Consider the following 15112-nt stretch of genomic DNA (forward strand, 5'->3'; position numbering starts at 1 on the left):
TTGAGACTTTTAACTAAGCCTTCTTTTTTTGATCAATCTTCATCCATCCAAGAATTCGTTAACGTAATTTTTCGAGCAAATTGTTTATTGAATTCTCGCTTGATAAAACGGTTCTTTTTACGTTCTTCAAACCCACTGCAGACAAAATGTTCTTCTTCTGTCTCAGGTTCAATCATTGGAACAATAGCTTTACTTTTATCTTCATTAAATGCAACAAATGTTAAAAAGGCTGTGACAGCTAAATATTGCTCTCCCGTCAATAGGTTTTCACCAATGCCTTTACAAAATACTTCTACAGAAGAACTTCCGACACCTGAAACATACGTTTCAATAGTGATTGCATCATTTCGTTGTATCGGGTGTAAAAAATCAACTGAGTCCGTTGAAGCTGTGACTGATTGTGTCCGAGCATGTCTCGTGACAGCTATTGAAGCTGCTACATCCAACATACTCATTAGCTCTCCACCGAATAATGTTCCGTGATTATTTAATTGATTTGGAAAAATAACATGAGTTTGAATCACTAATGATTCACGACATTTTTTTATAAGTCTTTTTTCATTCATTCTTTAACAGATCCATTCTCTAATAGTAAAGCGATCCCTTGACCGCCGCCAATACATGCGGATGCAATGGCGTATTTTTTCTCTGGGTGATTTTTAAATTCATAACATAGCGAAGTAATAATACGTGCTCCAGACATTCCTAAAGGATGTCCTAACGCAATTGCTCCACCATTTGGATTCAATCGATTGTACAAATCTGAACCGGGTTCAATCCCTAATTCTCTCATGCAACCTAATGTTTGAGCTGCAAAAGCTTCATTAATTTCTAAAATAGCAATGTCTTCAAGTTTTAAATCATTTTGTACCAATACTTTATTGATTGCATAGACAGGACCTAACCCCATGACATTTGGATCACAACCTGCTACAGCAAAGTCAACAATTTTAGCCATGACAGTTAATCCCCGCTCTTTTGCAACAGAAGCTTTAGTGAAAATTTCAAAAGCTGCCCCATCGTTTAATCCAGAAGCGTTTCCAGCAGTAATCGTTCCTTTTCCGTCTTTACGAAATGCAGGTTTTAGTCTTGCCAAACCAGCCATATCTGTTCCAGGTCTAGGGTGTTCGTCTGCTTCAACTAGCGTTAGACTGCCTTTACGACCTTTCACTTCAACCGGGACGATTTCTTGAGCAAGTCGGCCACTTTCGATTGCTTGAGCGGCTTTTCGCTGACTATCTACAGCAAATGCATCTTGTTCTTCTCTAGTAATCTTATATCTTTCAGCAGCTTTCTCTGCTGTATCTCCCATATGGTGGATTTCAGGATATTCCTCAGTCGGTTGAGCATGTATATGTAATGCTAAATTTGCATCAATGACTTGGAAATTTCCTGATTTAAACCCTTCCCATCTCGATTCTAATGGCAAATAATATTCTGAACGAGACAAACTTTCAACTCCACCAGCTGCAACAAAGTCCATATCCATCGTCAACAATTCTTGCACAGCTGTGATAGCTGATTGAATTCCAGAACCACATACCCGGTTAATAGTCATCCCAGTAGATTGTTGTTTTAATCCGGCTTTTAATCCAATGATACGGCCAATATTGCTTTCCTCTTGCGTTCCCATAGCTTGACCTACAATGACTTCTTCTATCTCTTCAGTCGTTAAACCAGCCCGCTTGACGGCCTCTTTTAACGCGATAGCACCTAACTCTCCTGTAGGAACAGTTTTTAATCCTCCTAAATAAGCTCCAATCGGTGTACGAGCTGCACCAACAATAACAATTGGATCATCAGTTCTTAATCTTGGCATATACTAAACCTCTCCTTAATTTATAGGAATGCATTCTTGTTTATTATAATTCTTGTAAATAAGAATATCAAATCACATTTACCCGTTTAAGCAATTTTAAGAAAAGCTTTACTTTTAAGATAATAACCGTCATTTATTTAGCAAAAAAATAAACCAACGCTAGGCACACGCTAGTTTATTTTTAAACTCAATCTAATTTATCATTTTCATAGTGGTGCGTTAATTCTAATTCTTTAAAATTTTGTTGACGAAGAGCTTCAAAAATTAAAATAGCTGCCGTATTTGATAAATTTAATGAACGCACGTGTTCGTCATTCATAGGGATACGCAAGCAATCTTCTTCATGTTCGCGCATGAACTCCTCTGGCAACCCAGTCGTTTCTTTCCCGAAAAGAAAATAATGATCTTCTTCAATTGCTGCATAGTCAACATCACTATAAACACGGTTACCAAATTTAGTAATCAAATGCAGTTGCCCATTTTTTGCAACTTCCATAAAAGCAGCCAAATTTTTGTGATACGTTATATGAACTTCATTCCAGTAATCCAAACCTGCTCTTTTCAAATGTTTGTCATCTGTTTGAAAGCCTAATGGTTCAATTAAATGCAAATGTGTATTCGTTGCTGCACAAGTGCGTGCTATGTTTCCCGTATTGGCAGGGATTTGTGGTTCAAATAAAGCAATATGATTTGTCATGTTAACTAAGTTCCTCCTAAAATAATTCAATCAATGAACTATCTTTTTTTCTCTCTTTTGTTCTTGATTGCTTCGATTGCTTGATCGATTTCTCGGTAAGCTTCTGGGTCTTCTTCTTTTGCCAAAGCCTCAGTTAAAAAATCAATAACCATTTCATCTCTAGCAGAAACGATTTTTGCGATAGACCACGCAGCAGTCCCTCTGATAACCGGCCTGACATCTTCTTCAATACAACGCAACAAATCTGGCAAAGCCGATTTATCACGGTAGTTGCCTAAAGCAATAATGGCATTGCGTTGCAAAGGTTTCTTACCACGCCAAGCCCCCGACATATGACCGAATTGTTCTTTAAAGTCTCGGTTACTGATGGTCAGCATGGGTCTTAACTTTGGCATGATACTTTCAGGTTCAGGCTCCATCTCAGGATGAAAATGGGCATTTTTCCCTTTGTTGTAGGGACAGACGATTTGACAAATGTCACATCCGTAAATAACGTGTCCCATTTTCCGTCTAAATGGTTCTGCCATCATTCCTTTAGTTTGAGTTTGATAAGACAAGCACTGTTTGGCATTAATTCGTCCGTCTCCCAGTAAAGCACCGGTTGGACAAGCGTCGACACAACGAGTACATTCGCCACACCCAAAAGGGACAGACGGGTCTGGTGCAAAATCAAGATTAGTAATAATTTCTGCTAAATAAACATATGAACCAAATTCTTCGGTAATCAGCAAGCCATTTCTTCCAATGAAACCCAATCCTGCACGCTGTGCTACTGCAACATCAACCAGTTCTCCAGTGTCTACCATTGGCTTGTATGTCACTGATTCGCCAGCTTCATGACGAATGTACTCAATCAATCGATTCATTTTATCTCTTAAAATATCATGATAATCCGTTCCCCAAGATGCCCGTGCAAATTCACCACGGCGCTCCCCTTTTACCCTAGGCGGCGGATCAGCAATTTTAGTTGGATAAGCCAAAGCAATTGAAATAATCGAACGTGGGCTTTGAAATATCAATTCGGGATAAATACGTTCTTCGATCACTTTATGCTCAAAGCCAGAATGATGCCCTAGTTCTTGCTGCGCTCTTAGTTTATCTTCTAGTTCAGTAAATGGCTCTGCCGTTGTAAAGCCAATTTTATCTATCCCAATACGCTTACTTTCTATAATGATTTTTTCCTTTAATGAAGTTGCTTCTTTGACCATAAGCTTCACTCCCATAAGATAACTCTTCACTATTATTCTATCGCAAATTAGCCCTAAAAACAAAAAAATTAGTAACGTATTAAAATAAGCACAAAAAAAACGCATCGCTTCGGTGTCCAGCACTGCGAAACAATACGTTATTAAGCCTATTACAATTCACTAACTTTTATCAAAATCTGATGGATTCCTGATAAAAACGAATGACGTTTAAGAACTTATAGGTAATATAACATCGCTGTGGTATTGTTGCAAGGTTATTGGGCTGATATTTTCAATGAAACCGGTATATATTAGAAAAACAGTTCACAATTCGTTCACACATCTGCTTATTTTTGTCCAACCAAGACACAAACATCAATTGTTACACTTTGCAGAGGATGAGCCAAAGCGTATTCTTTCGAAGAAGGACTAGCACCCCAACTTAGCGGTGTCATCTTCATTAAGTCTTCAAATAATGATTGAGTCAGTTCGAATGAATAATTTACACGTTTCATTTCCATTGAGGGAAAGTGCTCTTTAAATTTTTCAATCACAACTTCATTTGAGTAAGTCTGTTTTTCTGCTTGATCACGATAAAATAATTTTCTCAATTCGATTAAATAATCTTTTTCAGGAACAACTTTTATCACTTGACCGCCTTTTTTTAGTAGACGATCAAACTCTTTATAATTTGAAGGCGAAAAAATATTCAAAATCGTATCATACTGCTGTGAAGCAAAAGGAGACTGAGCTAAATCAGCTACACACCAAAATGCCGTTGAAAAATGATTTGCGGCTAATTGAATCGCATCTTTTGAAATATCAAAACCAATTTTTTGACCCTTCAACCCTAGTGTTGTTAAATAATCTAGTTGAGAACCTTCACCACAGCCGACATCTAATGTATGACCGTCTTCTTTTTCAATAATACATTTATAAAGCTCGTCTAATAAAGGATGAAATAATCCGGCAGTTGCAATATTGAATCTAGAAGACAACATTTCTTTATCGTATTCGTTTTTTGTCCCCTTTAATAAGAAATAAAGAGTCCCTTTTTTTGAAATATCAAAAAGATGCCCGTTTAGACAACTCAAACTATTGCCTTCTAATTGATCAAACGTATCTTTACAAATAGGACATTGAAACAATTCCCTATTTTCTTGCATAAACAATGCGGCCTTTTCTATTTTTTTCATAAACAACCTTCTTTCATCCAACTTAGTTCATTATTCATTATCTATCATGTACAACGTTCATTTACCCGTTTACCAATATACCATTATTCCTAAATAATTTCATAGTTTCCAGCTAAAAAGCTCTCCAAATTCATTCTATTTGTCTAATTAAATTAAAAATGGTATAACAAAGTTAATATAGCTTTCAGAAAGGATGACAATGATTATGCCATGGGATGTCAATGATTACCCTAACTCATTAAAGAATTTCGACCCGCTTTTACGAAAGAAAACGATTGAGATTGCAAATGCTCTTCTAGCAAATGGATACGAAGATGAACGTGCTATTCCAATTGCTATCTCTCAAGCTAAAGAATGGCTGAAAGATGCTTCTAAAGAAGAAAAGAAATCTTTTGAAAAAGAACAAAACCCAAAAAAATCCGATCAACATGACACTTCAAGTTCAAATCCTAAATTATTAGATAATGCTGTCGAAGTTTTCTATGAAGAAAATCACTGGGTCGTAAAAACGAAAGAAGCTAAACGGGCAAGTGACACATTTGATAAAAAAATAGCTGCTGTAAAACGTGCACATGAAATTGCTGCTAACAAAGAGTCAAATGTAATTATTTATAAAAAAGACGGTTCACGGCAAAACTAAATTAATAAAAAAAAGAGGTTAGAACAGAATCGCTTATTCATAAAATAGACATTGGTTCTGTTTTTTGGAGTATATTTTAGAATAAACAGTCATATATAAAAAAGAGGCTAGGATTTTTATCCCAGCCTCTTTTTTTGATTAATGAATGTTTAAAAGTTATTTACTGGATGATTTACAGCTTTCGCTTCATCCATTTCCATTTTTGCCTCATCAACTACAGCTAATGAGATATCTTTTGCTTCTGAAGCTGTTTGACTTACTTGGTCTTTTAAACTTCCAGCTGTGTAAGTTGCTTCCTTTACAGCATCATTTAAGTTTGCTTTCAAATTTTCTTTGCTGCCTGGTACACCATCTTTGACATCTTTTAAATCAGATTTCAAGATTTGAGAATCCATTTTAATTTGTTCTGCTAATTGTTTTGAAACTAATTGTATATCTGTTTTCAGCCCGATCGCAGCATCTGTTGCAATAGCTTTAAAATCTCCACCACGTTCTTTAGCGATAGATAAGTAGTCGGTAGATGTTTCTTTCATCATTTCCGTTTTTTCTTTTAACTCTCTTTGGTACTCTTCACCAGATTTAGGCGCAAATAAGTAAGCTGCCACATAAGCTGCTGCTCCTCCAATTGCTGCTCCTAACAAAAATGTTCCTTTTGACATTGATACATCGCCCTCTCTGTAATAAATAGTAGAATCAACCATGGTAAGCACCTAGTGATTCTTCGTTATTTCTAAAGCTAACGTTACTTCTATAATTATTTTACACTGTATTGCTCCATTATAACAAAAGTTATCCCTTATTTTTTATGAAGTTAAGCGTTTTTGTACACTAATGTAGTCGATGCACAAACAAATAGCATCCATTGCAGCATCTAAATCAACTAGTGAAACCGGTGTTGGTGCTAAACGAATGCTGTTATCATTTGGATTATGGCCATACGGGTAAGTCGCACTCGCTTCTGTCACAGCAACTCCTATTTTAGCTAAAGCTGCAACAATTTCAGTTGCACATCCATTTTCCGTAGTCAAATGGACAAAATATCCACCTTTAGGTTCTGTCCATTCCACTACATCTTTACCAGCAAAGTAATCCGTTAATTTCTGATGAATCAATTCAAATTTTGGTTTCAAAATCTCTGCATGTTTTTCCATATGCTGAGCAACCTGATTCTTATCTTTTAAAAACTTCACATGACGCATTTGATTTAGTTTATCAAATCCAATTGTTTGATAAGAAAGTTCTTTTGCAACTAAATCAATGTTTTTCTTACTCGCTCCTAAAGCGGCTACACCTGCTCCAGGAAAAGTAATTTTTGATGTTGAACAAAACATCAAAGCACGATCAGGATTTTTAGCTTTTTTACAAGCTGTTAACAAATTTTTTGCACTTTGTTTATCTTCACCCAAATGATGGACAAGATAAGCATTGTCCCAAAGAATCATAAAGTCCTCAGATTTTGTTTCCATACTAGCCAATTGATCGACCACATCATCTGAATAGGTTATACCTGTTGGATTACTATACGTTGGCACACACCATATCCCTTTGATAGCAGAATCATTTGCTACTAATTTTTTAACTTCATCCATATCAGGACCAGTCTCGTTTAATTCAATTGGTATCATTTCAATGCCTAAATTCTCAGTCATTGCAAAGTGTCGATCATACCCTGGACTTGGACATAAAAATTTAATTGATTCCTTAGAAGAACTCTCTGCCTTTCTGTTCAATAACTTAGAAACGATAACGAGGTGCATCAAACTCAGACTAGAATTTCCACCAATCAAAATTTCATCCATTTCAGTTTCTAAAAGTTCTGAAAAAAGCTTTTTAGCTTCGTAAATACCCGTTAATTCCCCATAATTGCGAATGTCGATCGTACCCTGACTCAAAAAATCTTCCGGAGTAGAAAGTAAACCAAGCATTGGTTCAGACAACTGCAATTGTTCTTTACTTGGTATACCTCTTTTTATATTTAAGTTTAAAGGATGTTCTGTAAAATCAACGTATTTTGTTTTTAATCGATCGTAATAGTCGCTTAATTCATTTGCCGTTTGTGTCATTTTCATAACTCCCTTCTCTTTTACTCTTCTCAAAAAAGTATAGCGAAGAACAATTAAGAAAGCAAAACAAACTTATTTATTCCTCTTATTCCGAAAACCATTTGACTAAACCCTTACAAGCTAAGAAAAGAATACCTAACACAATAAAAATACCCAACATGCCATATCCCATCAATTCCAGACCTTGCTGTAAAGCTGTATAATCAACATCAAACATCTTTTCACCACTTTCTCTTCTCGATTTAAGCAAAATAACCAAGTAATAAACCGCCAGCAATAACGGAAGCAATCTGACCAGAGACATTTGCTCCGGCTGCATGCATCAAGATAAAGTTTTCTTTATCTTCTGCTTGAGCCATTTTTTGAATGACTCGAGCAGACATGGGAAATGCAGAGATGCCAGCTGCACCAATCATTGGATTGATTTTTTCATTCCGGAAAAGATTAATAAATTTTGCAAATAAAACTCCGCCAACTGTATCCATAATAAAAGCAATTAGCCCAAACCCAATGATTAATAAACTATCTACCGTTAAGAATAGTTCAGCAGTCATTTTTATAGAAATAGTCAAGCCTAGTAAAATGCTGATAATGTTTACTAGCTCATTTTGAGCAGTATAACTTAATCGATCTAAGACACCACATTCCCTTAACAGATTACCAAACATTAAAAACCCGACTAATGGCAAGGAGACAGGCGCAATAAATCCTGCTACAATAATCACAATAATTGGAAAAAGAATGCGGTTTTTTTTTGAAATAGTTGTTGATGTATATTCCATACGAATCATTCGTTCTTTTTTTGTCGTTACAGCTTTAATAGCTATCGGCTGGACGATTGGGACTAAAGCCATATAGGAGTAAGCAGCAACCGTTATAGGACCTAATAGCTGAGGCGCTAGTTGCAAGGCTACAAAAATAGATGTTGGGCCATCGGCAGCACCAATAATGCCAATCGAGGCTGCTTCTAAAATATCAAATCCAAAAATAACTGCAACTAAAATAGTGAAGAAAATACCGAATTGAGCGGAAGCTCCATATAATAAAAGAACGGGATTTTGTAGCAAAGGACCAAAATCAATCATTGCGCCGATTCCAATAAAAATTAGCAACGGAAATAATTCGGTCGCAATACCAAAGTCAAACAACACATTTAGAATGCCTTCTTGTTCTTGATTATTAATAACTTGATTGACTAAGCCAGATTGAGGAAAATTCACCAATAGTGTTCCAAGACCCATTGGCACTAGCAATGTTGGTTCATATTTTTTCTTGATACCTAGGTAGATTAAACATCCACCTATCCCCATCATAATGACCTGTCCAAGTGAAATGGATAGCAACCCTGAAAAAAAAGTGTCCAAAAAATCTCCTCCCTTACCAAGAATCTAAAATTGTAATATAAGAACCATTAAGTTGGATCTATGACAATTAAAGACTCTCCTGCTTCTACCGCTTGACTAGGTTGCACATTCACCTTAGATACAACGCCACTAACAGGAGCTACAATTTCGTTTTCCATTTTCATTGCTTCCAGCAAGCACACGGTTTCTCCAGCATGTACATCTTGATTTTCTTCTACCTTAACAGCTAGTATTCTTCCAGGCATAGGAGCTGTGATCATTACTTCTTCTTGAGAAAATGTTTTTAATTGCTTCGTGCTCGTCTTTTCTTTATCGGTGATTGAAGTAAGAGATGGTGTTTTTTTGTTCACTTCATCTAGTAGTTCTTTTACGGTAACTTGATAAATTTTCCCATTTACTGTAATCTCATAATTTTTCATTTAGCGCACTCCCTTACCGAATTCGCTCAATTTTTGTTACGCAATAGGTTTTGTCTTGTTGCTCATCATTAGCTAAAATCAACGCCATTAAGACTGCAACCATTCGTGTCTCTTCATCTTCATCTACTGCTAAATCATTTTGTTTTTCAGGAGAAAAGGATTCTATTTCTTGGTATTTTTTCGGTCTAAATTTCATCATTTGGTGAATGAGTTGCCAGCCAATAAGCACTAAAAAAAAAACTAGGAGTCCAATAACGGTGATTACTACTATATCTAAATAAGAAAATTTTTCCATTTATTCACCTCATTTTATATAGGCTGATATTCTGATCGTTTCTTCCATTTCTACCGCAGCTTTTTTTTGCTCTACTTTTGGAAACTCGTATTTTTTTTGTAAAAACGCTTTGCCAACTTGCGGAAAAAGGGCATAGGTTAAAACATCTTCATCTGTTTTTGCTAAAGTTCCTATTTCTTCTTTCAATCGTTCAAATTCTGGTTGAATATGGTCAGCCGGTCGATCTGTAATTACTGTATCTTCATCAATAATCTGTTTTCTAAAATCTTCACTGATAGGCATTGGCGGACGGCCATATGAACCATGTAAATATTCTTTGATTTCATTTGGAACCATCTTGTACCTTTCTCCGGCTAATACATTAAAGACCGCTTGGGTTCCCACCATTTGACTCATAGGGGTTACCAATGGTGGGAACCCCATGTCTTTTCGAACTTGTGGAACCTCTTTCAAAACAGCTTCATACTTTTCAGTTGCATTCGCTTGTTTTAATTGCGAGTATAAATTTGACAACATCCCTCCAGGAACTTGATACAATAGTGCTTTTGGATCAACACCCATCATTTTAGGGTCCAACAGCCGATTAGCCAAATACTTGTCTCGAATAGGTTTAAAGTATTCAGCAATTTCTTCTAGTAACTGAAGATTTAGCTTTGTCGCAACCAACCCTTCATTTAAAGCAATAGCCATTGATTCAGTAGGCGGCTGACTCGTTCCCTCCGAAAATGGTGAAATAGCTGTGTCAATCATATCTACACCTGCTTCTACAGCCATTAAATAAGTCATTTGTGAAACACCACTCGTTGCATGTGTGTGTAAGCTCAGCGGAATAGTTAACACTTCTTTCAGTGAGCCCACAAGTTTTTTTGCGATGTAAGGTGTAAGAATTCCTGCCATATCTTTAATGCAAATAGAATCAGCTCCCATATTTTCCAACTCTTTGGCTAGCTGGGTATAATAGTCAATAGTGTGCACTTCACTTATGGTATAACATATGGTCAACTGGGCATGCTTGCCGTATTTTTTAACTGCTCTTAAAGACGCTTCCAAATTTCTAATGTCATTTAGGGCATCAAAAATTCTAAAAACATCTATTCCATTTTCACTAGCTTTTTGAACAAATTTTTCGACAATGTCATCTGCATAATGCCGATACCCAAGCAAATTTTGTCCTCTTAATAGCATTTGTAATTTTGTGTGCGGTGCCCGCTCTTTTATCGCCCTTAACCTTTCCCATGGATCTTCATTTAGAAACCGAATAGCTGCGTCAAATGTAGCTCCTCCCCAACATTCAAGCGAATAGTATCCAACTTGATCCATCTTTTCAATGATAGGCAACATTTCTTGTGTTGTCATTCTTGTCGCCATCAAACTCTGATGAGCATCTCTAAGAACCGTTTCAGTAATTTCAACCGTACGTTCTGTCATATTTCCATACTCCTCTCTACTGACGGAAAGAGAACAACCAAAATCTATTTTTATTAAAAGACATTAGTTTAGTCAAGAAGTGATTGCATCGCTTCAAGAGCTTCATCTGGTAAAAGATTCATTTTGTTCGTTTTATTCTGCTCTTGAATATAAGCTACACGCATTTGCAACCTTTCTTGAACCAATTTACGGTACTCTGGATTGTTAAAGTCGGGCTCATAATCCTCTACTACAAGGTAACTTAGCTCATTGCTTGTTCCAAATGATCTGAACTCGGCTCTCCCCTCAACAATTGATTCAATACTACTTAAAGTAACAGCAGCTGTCACTTTCTTGTCTAAAAAATAACCCGTATTTAAAATGTAGCAGTCGATACTTTGATTCGTAAATAATGCCTTAAAATGATTGTAATCTTCTTTAAGTGGATAAATACGAAATGGATTTGCATACGGCTCGATTACTAATTTATTGATATCGATTCCTTTTTTTAAACGTTCAGCTGTTGAACGTTTAGTAGCCAAAGTTGCCCCAAACGTTGCAGCAAGAACTGGATCCGTCACTTTAATGACAGGAGGGAGACTTTCATCCTTCATAATCCAATAAATTGCGTCGATGGGTTCATTGAATTTATCTACTCGATTTGAAGTAGAATAACGTGATTTTATCGTTCTACCATTTCCATTCCTCAAATCTTCTGTCAAGAGAACCTTATCCCCGTTTTCATCTAGCGTGACTGCGACATTTTGTACCGTTACAAAATAATCGATTTCTGGATGATTTGAAGGATAGTCTTGCGTCTTATCAAAATAAGCTGGTTCTAAAGCAATAGAAGAACCATCCTCTAAAGAAACAATAAATGCATCATCATGCAAAACTTCAACTGCATATTTATTTTCGTGTTTTGCATGTGTCAGTGTTGATTTACCTGAACCAGATAGCCCAAAAAAAGCCGATACATAATTTTTTCCATTGGTTAATGTAAATTTCTTTTGCCCACCATGACAAGCGACATAACCCAACCTATGTGCTGTACCCCAAGCCAATGTTAACGTTGCTTTCTTTAACTCACCAAAATAATTCATTCCTAAAATGATGGCTGCATTATGCTTTGAATCAAAATAAGCTAGCCCCATGGGGTAATCGGGATGATGCCATTCAGGATTTTGATAGATTAAAATATCACCCTCATTTATTGCTCTAGATTGCACATATAATTCATCGTATACTTCATTGCAAATTTGGAAATTCAACAACCAGGAATACAAATTATTTTCTTGACCAACAGGTACGCTCAAATGTGCTTTCACCATGAAATCAGGATCTAATCCAACATAAGCAGTAGCTTTATAACGCATTTTATTTTCACCTTGATAAATAGCTTCACGGATAATTGGGGCCAGTTTAGCATCTTCCTCAGGATTTTCTCCCAAAATACGTTTTGCTGCAGCTGTTCTCCCGACCACCGCTCCTCCATTCTCAACTAATACATTTGCTCCATAAGGCAAACCTAATTTTTCCGGATGCTTAACTATTAGGTCTGTTACAATGGTGTGCATGGAATCTTTAGCCAGTAAATAAGCTTCTTCAGTCGTTTTTATTTCTGTAGTATTGTTACCGTACATGGACGTTTCCACGACTGAGCGAAATGATGAAAAAATAGGATTGTCTTTTCTAATTTCTGATTTTGAAAAAGTTGACTTTGTTGCCATTTAAATCCCTCCAATTTTTTTAAAATAGAATGTATTTAAATTCATAAATCAAGTTTAAAGGCTAAAAACAAAGCGGATACATTTTCTTTATATATAGATAAAAATTTCTGTTAATTCACCTCTACATCATAACAGATTAAACAAAAAAAAGCCCTTAAGAACAAGAACATTCTTAAGAGCTTTTTATTATACCGGCGGCCGGAATCGAACCGGCACGCCCTCGCGGGCACAGGATTTTGAGTCCAGCGCGTCTACCAGTTCCGCCACGCCGGCATATGGACTACTTTTTTTCATCTTTTCGAACATAAGGCGGTAACCGGATTTGAACCGGTGATGAAGGTTTTGCAGACCTCTGCCTTACCACTTGGCTATACCGCCATCTTTTTAGTTGAATGGTTCATTCAATTAAACTGGGCTAGCTGGATTCGAACCAACGCATGAGGGAGTCAAAGTCCCTTGCCTTACCGCTTGGCTATAGCCCATGAAAAAAAAAGGCGACTGATGGGGATCGAACCCACGCATGCCGGAACCACAATCCGGTGTGTTAACCACTTCACCACAATCGCCATGGTAATTATTTTTTTTGCCCATCTTACATTAAAAATGGCAGGGGTAGTAGGAATTGAACCCACACTGATGGTGTTGGAGACCATAGTTCTACCTTTAAACTATACCCCTATCTTATAAAGGTTATTTCTTTTAAAAAATGGTGGAGGGGGGCAGATTCGAACTGCCGAACCCGAAGGAGCGGATTTACAGTCCGCCGCGTTTAGCCACTTCGCTACCCCTCCAATAATGGTGGCCTGGGACAGAATCGAACTGCCGACACCTTGAGCTTCAATCAAGTGCTCTACCAACTGAGCTACCAGGCCATTATATAAATGGTTTATTTAATTTTTCAAACCAACGGTCTCGACGGGAATCGAACCCGCGATCTTCTGCGTGACAGGCAGACATGTTAACCCCTACACCACGAGACCTTTTTATAACTTAAACCAATGGAGGTTGACGGGATCGAACCGCCGACCCTCTGCTTGTAAGGCAGATGCTCTCCCAGCTGAGCTAAACCTCCGAAGAATCTTATCAATGCTTTTTTTAACCAGTAACGTCGTTACTGATGACCCGTACGGGAATCGAACCCGTGATACCGCCGTGAAAGGGCGGTGTCTTAACCGCTTGACCAACGGGCCGTTTTTTCAAACGGAGAGTAAGGGATTCGAACCCTTGAGACAGTGTTCACCGCCTACATGATTTCCAATCATGCTCCTTCGGCCACTCGGACAACTCTCCAGGTGGGGTTCACTTAAACTAATCTCGTTTATATTTACATAGTTTGACTATGGAACTCCGCAAGTAGGACTCGAACCTACGACATCATGATTAACAGTCATGCGCTACTACCAACTGAGCTATTGCGGAATAATTGAATGTGCGTGGCAACGTCCTACTCTCACAAAGGGAAACCCTTCACTACCATCGGCGCTAAGAAGCTTAACTTCTGTGTTCGGCATGGGAACAGGTGTGACCTTCTTGCCATCATCACCACACAATTTCAATCAAGAGAACGTTGTTCTCTCAAAACTGGATAAGTTAAAAATCGTTTTTCGTTCTGAAACCCTCTTACACCGTTTAAAAAATTTGGTTAAGTCCTCGACCGATTAGTATTGGTCCGCTCCATCTATCGCTAGACTTCCACTTCCAACCTATCTACCTGATCATCTCTCAGGGGTCTTACTCACTTACGTGATGGGAAATCTCATCTTGAGGGGGGCTTCACGCTTAGATGCTTTCAGCATTTATCCCGTCCACACATAGCTACCCAGCAATGCCCTTGGCAGAACAACTGGTACACCAGAGGTGTGTCCATCCCGGTCCTCTCGTACTAAGGACAGCTCCTCTCAAATTTCCTACGCCCGCGACGGATAGGGACCGAACTGTCTCACGACGTTCTGAACCCAGCTCGCGTACCGCTTTAATGGGCGAACAGCCCAACCCTTGGGACCGACTACAGCCCCAGGATGCGATGAGCCGACATCGAGGTGCCAAACCTCCCCGTCGATGTGGACTCTTGGGGGAGATAAGCCTGTTATCCCCAGGGTAGCTTTTATCCGTTGAGCGATGGCCCTTCCATGCGGAACCACCGGATCACTAAGCCCGACTTTCGTCCCTGCTCGACTTGTAGGTCTCGCAGTCAAGCTCCCTTATGCCTTTACACTCTGCGAATGATTTCCAACCATTCTGAGGGAACCTTTGGGCGCCTCCGTTACACTTTAGGAGGCGACCGCCCCAGTCAAA

General features: G+C 37.9%; 14 protein-coding genes, 12 tRNA genes and 2 rRNA genes. 1 reads left to right on the forward strand and 27 read right to left on the reverse strand.

What is annotated here, in order from left to right:
• Positions 1-32: 32 nt before the first annotated feature.
• The 5 genes from CAT7_RS07935 to CAT7_RS07955 form a co-directional block, all read right to left on the reverse strand.
• Positions 33-566 (reverse strand): acyl-CoA thioesterase, encoded by a 534-nt coding sequence (locus CAT7_RS07935; RefSeq protein ID WP_007724195.1) that lies wholly within the window; start codon positions 564-566, stop codon positions 33-35.
• Complete coding sequence (locus CAT7_RS07940) at positions 563-1819, reverse strand: thiolase family protein (RefSeq protein ID WP_007724196.1); 1257 nt, start codon at positions 1817-1819, stop codon at positions 563-565. The genes CAT7_RS07935 and CAT7_RS07940 overlap by 4 nt, the downstream gene beginning before the upstream one ends.
• A 187-nt stretch (positions 1820-2006) precedes the next feature.
• Positions 2007-2516 carry a tRNA (uridine(34)/cytosine(34)/5-carboxymethylaminomethyluridine(34)-2'-O)-methyltransferase TrmL gene (gene trmL / locus CAT7_RS07945; RefSeq protein WP_007724197.1) on the reverse strand — a complete coding sequence of 170 codons (510 nt, stop codon included), beginning with the start codon at positions 2514-2516 and terminating at the stop codon, positions 2007-2009.
• 38 nt (positions 2517-2554) lie between these two features.
• Positions 2555-3724 carry a tRNA epoxyqueuosine(34) reductase QueG gene (gene queG / locus CAT7_RS07950; RefSeq protein ID WP_007724204.1) on the reverse strand — a complete coding sequence of 390 codons (1170 nt, stop codon included), beginning with the start codon at positions 3722-3724 and terminating at the stop codon, positions 2555-2557.
• Between the two features lie 326 nt (positions 3725-4050).
• The gene (locus CAT7_RS07955; RefSeq protein ID WP_007724205.1) at positions 4051-4899 is read right to left on the reverse strand and encodes a methyltransferase domain-containing protein; all 849 of its coding nucleotides are present in this window, start codon (positions 4897-4899) and stop codon (positions 4051-4053) included.
• Positions 4900-5104: 205 nt separating this feature from the next.
• Here CAT7_RS07955 and CAT7_RS07960 point away from each other — a divergent pair, with 205 nt between their 5' ends.
• A complete protein-coding gene (locus CAT7_RS07960) occupies positions 5105-5539 on the forward strand; it encodes a DUF2188 domain-containing protein (protein ID WP_007724206.1) in 435 nt (144 codons plus the stop codon).
• 149 nt (positions 5540-5688) lie between these two features.
• Here CAT7_RS07960 and CAT7_RS07965 read toward each other — a convergent pair whose 3' ends face one another.
• From CAT7_RS07965 to CAT7_RS08065, 22 genes are all read right to left on the reverse strand, one after another.
• A complete protein-coding gene (locus CAT7_RS07965; protein WP_007724207.1) occupies positions 5689-6198 on the reverse strand; it encodes a YtxH domain-containing protein in 510 nt (169 codons plus the stop codon).
• A gap of 144 nt (positions 6199-6342) precedes the next feature.
• Positions 6343-7608 (reverse strand): aminotransferase class I/II-fold pyridoxal phosphate-dependent enzyme, encoded by a 1266-nt coding sequence (locus CAT7_RS07970; protein ID WP_232208124.1) that lies wholly within the window; start codon positions 7606-7608, stop codon positions 6343-6345.
• A 79-nt stretch (positions 7609-7687) separates the two neighbouring features.
• On the reverse strand, positions 7688-7861 hold the full coding sequence (locus CAT7_RS12325) for an OadG-related small transporter subunit (RefSeq protein WP_007724210.1): 174 nt from the start codon (positions 7859-7861) through the stop codon (positions 7688-7690).
• Positions 7845-8966, reverse strand: a complete 1122-nt coding sequence (locus CAT7_RS07975) for a sodium ion-translocating decarboxylase subunit beta (RefSeq protein WP_007724218.1) — start codon at positions 8964-8966, stop codon at positions 7845-7847. The genes CAT7_RS12325 and CAT7_RS07975 overlap by 17 nt, the downstream gene beginning before the upstream one ends.
• A 47-nt stretch (positions 8967-9013) precedes the next feature.
• On the reverse strand, positions 9014-9385 hold the full coding sequence (locus CAT7_RS12610) for a biotin/lipoyl-containing protein (RefSeq protein ID WP_007724227.1): 372 nt from the start codon (positions 9383-9385) through the stop codon (positions 9014-9016).
• 13 nt (positions 9386-9398) lie between these two features.
• Positions 9399-9680 (reverse strand): OadG family protein, encoded by a 282-nt coding sequence (locus CAT7_RS07985; protein ID WP_007724229.1) that lies wholly within the window; start codon positions 9678-9680, stop codon positions 9399-9401.
• A 9-nt stretch (positions 9681-9689) separates the two neighbouring features.
• Entirely contained in the window at positions 9690-11108 is a 1419-nt protein-coding gene (locus CAT7_RS07990; RefSeq protein ID WP_007724230.1) for an oxaloacetate decarboxylase subunit alpha, read from the reverse strand.
• A gap of 68 nt (positions 11109-11176) precedes the next feature.
• Entirely contained in the window at positions 11177-12817 is a 1641-nt protein-coding gene (locus CAT7_RS07995; RefSeq protein ID WP_007724233.1) for a phosphoenolpyruvate carboxykinase (ATP), read from the reverse strand.
• Between the two features lie 189 nt (positions 12818-13006).
• Positions 13007-13090: transfer RNA gene (locus CAT7_RS08000), tRNA-Leu, on the reverse strand.
• Positions 13091-13124: 34 nt separating this feature from the next.
• Positions 13125-13195: transfer RNA gene (locus tag CAT7_RS08005), tRNA-Cys, on the reverse strand.
• A gap of 32 nt (positions 13196-13227) precedes the next feature.
• Positions 13228-13299 (reverse strand) — tRNA-Gln (locus CAT7_RS08010).
• 11 nt (positions 13300-13310) lie between these two features.
• Positions 13311-13383: transfer RNA gene (locus CAT7_RS08015), tRNA-His, on the reverse strand.
• 38 nt (positions 13384-13421) lie between these two features.
• Positions 13422-13495 (reverse strand) — tRNA-Trp (locus CAT7_RS08020).
• Positions 13496-13524: 29 nt separating this feature from the next.
• Positions 13525-13608: transfer RNA gene (locus CAT7_RS08025), tRNA-Tyr, on the reverse strand.
• A 5-nt stretch (positions 13609-13613) separates the two neighbouring features.
• A tRNA-Phe gene (locus tag CAT7_RS08030) sits at positions 13614-13689 on the reverse strand.
• Between the two features lie 35 nt (positions 13690-13724).
• Positions 13725-13797 (reverse strand) — tRNA-Asp (locus CAT7_RS08035).
• A gap of 19 nt (positions 13798-13816) precedes the next feature.
• Positions 13817-13889, reverse strand: a tRNA-Val gene (locus CAT7_RS08040).
• Between the two features lie 46 nt (positions 13890-13935).
• A tRNA-Glu gene (locus CAT7_RS08045) sits at positions 13936-14007 on the reverse strand.
• Positions 14008-14018: 11 nt separating this feature from the next.
• Positions 14019-14107 (reverse strand) — tRNA-Ser (locus CAT7_RS08050).
• Between the two features lie 55 nt (positions 14108-14162).
• Positions 14163-14236 (reverse strand) — tRNA-Asn (locus CAT7_RS08055).
• Positions 14237-14248: 12 nt separating this feature from the next.
• Positions 14249-14364: ribosomal RNA gene (gene rrf, locus CAT7_RS08060) — 5S ribosomal RNA — on the reverse strand.
• A 91-nt stretch (positions 14365-14455) separates the two neighbouring features.
• Positions 14456-15112 (reverse strand): 23S ribosomal RNA (locus CAT7_RS08065); the annotation flags it as partial.

Origin of the sequence: Carnobacterium sp. AT7 (assembly GCF_000171855.1) — a bacterium.
In the GTDB taxonomy this organism is placed as follows: domain Bacteria; phylum Bacillota; class Bacilli; order Lactobacillales; family Carnobacteriaceae; genus Carnobacterium_B; species Carnobacterium_B jeotgali.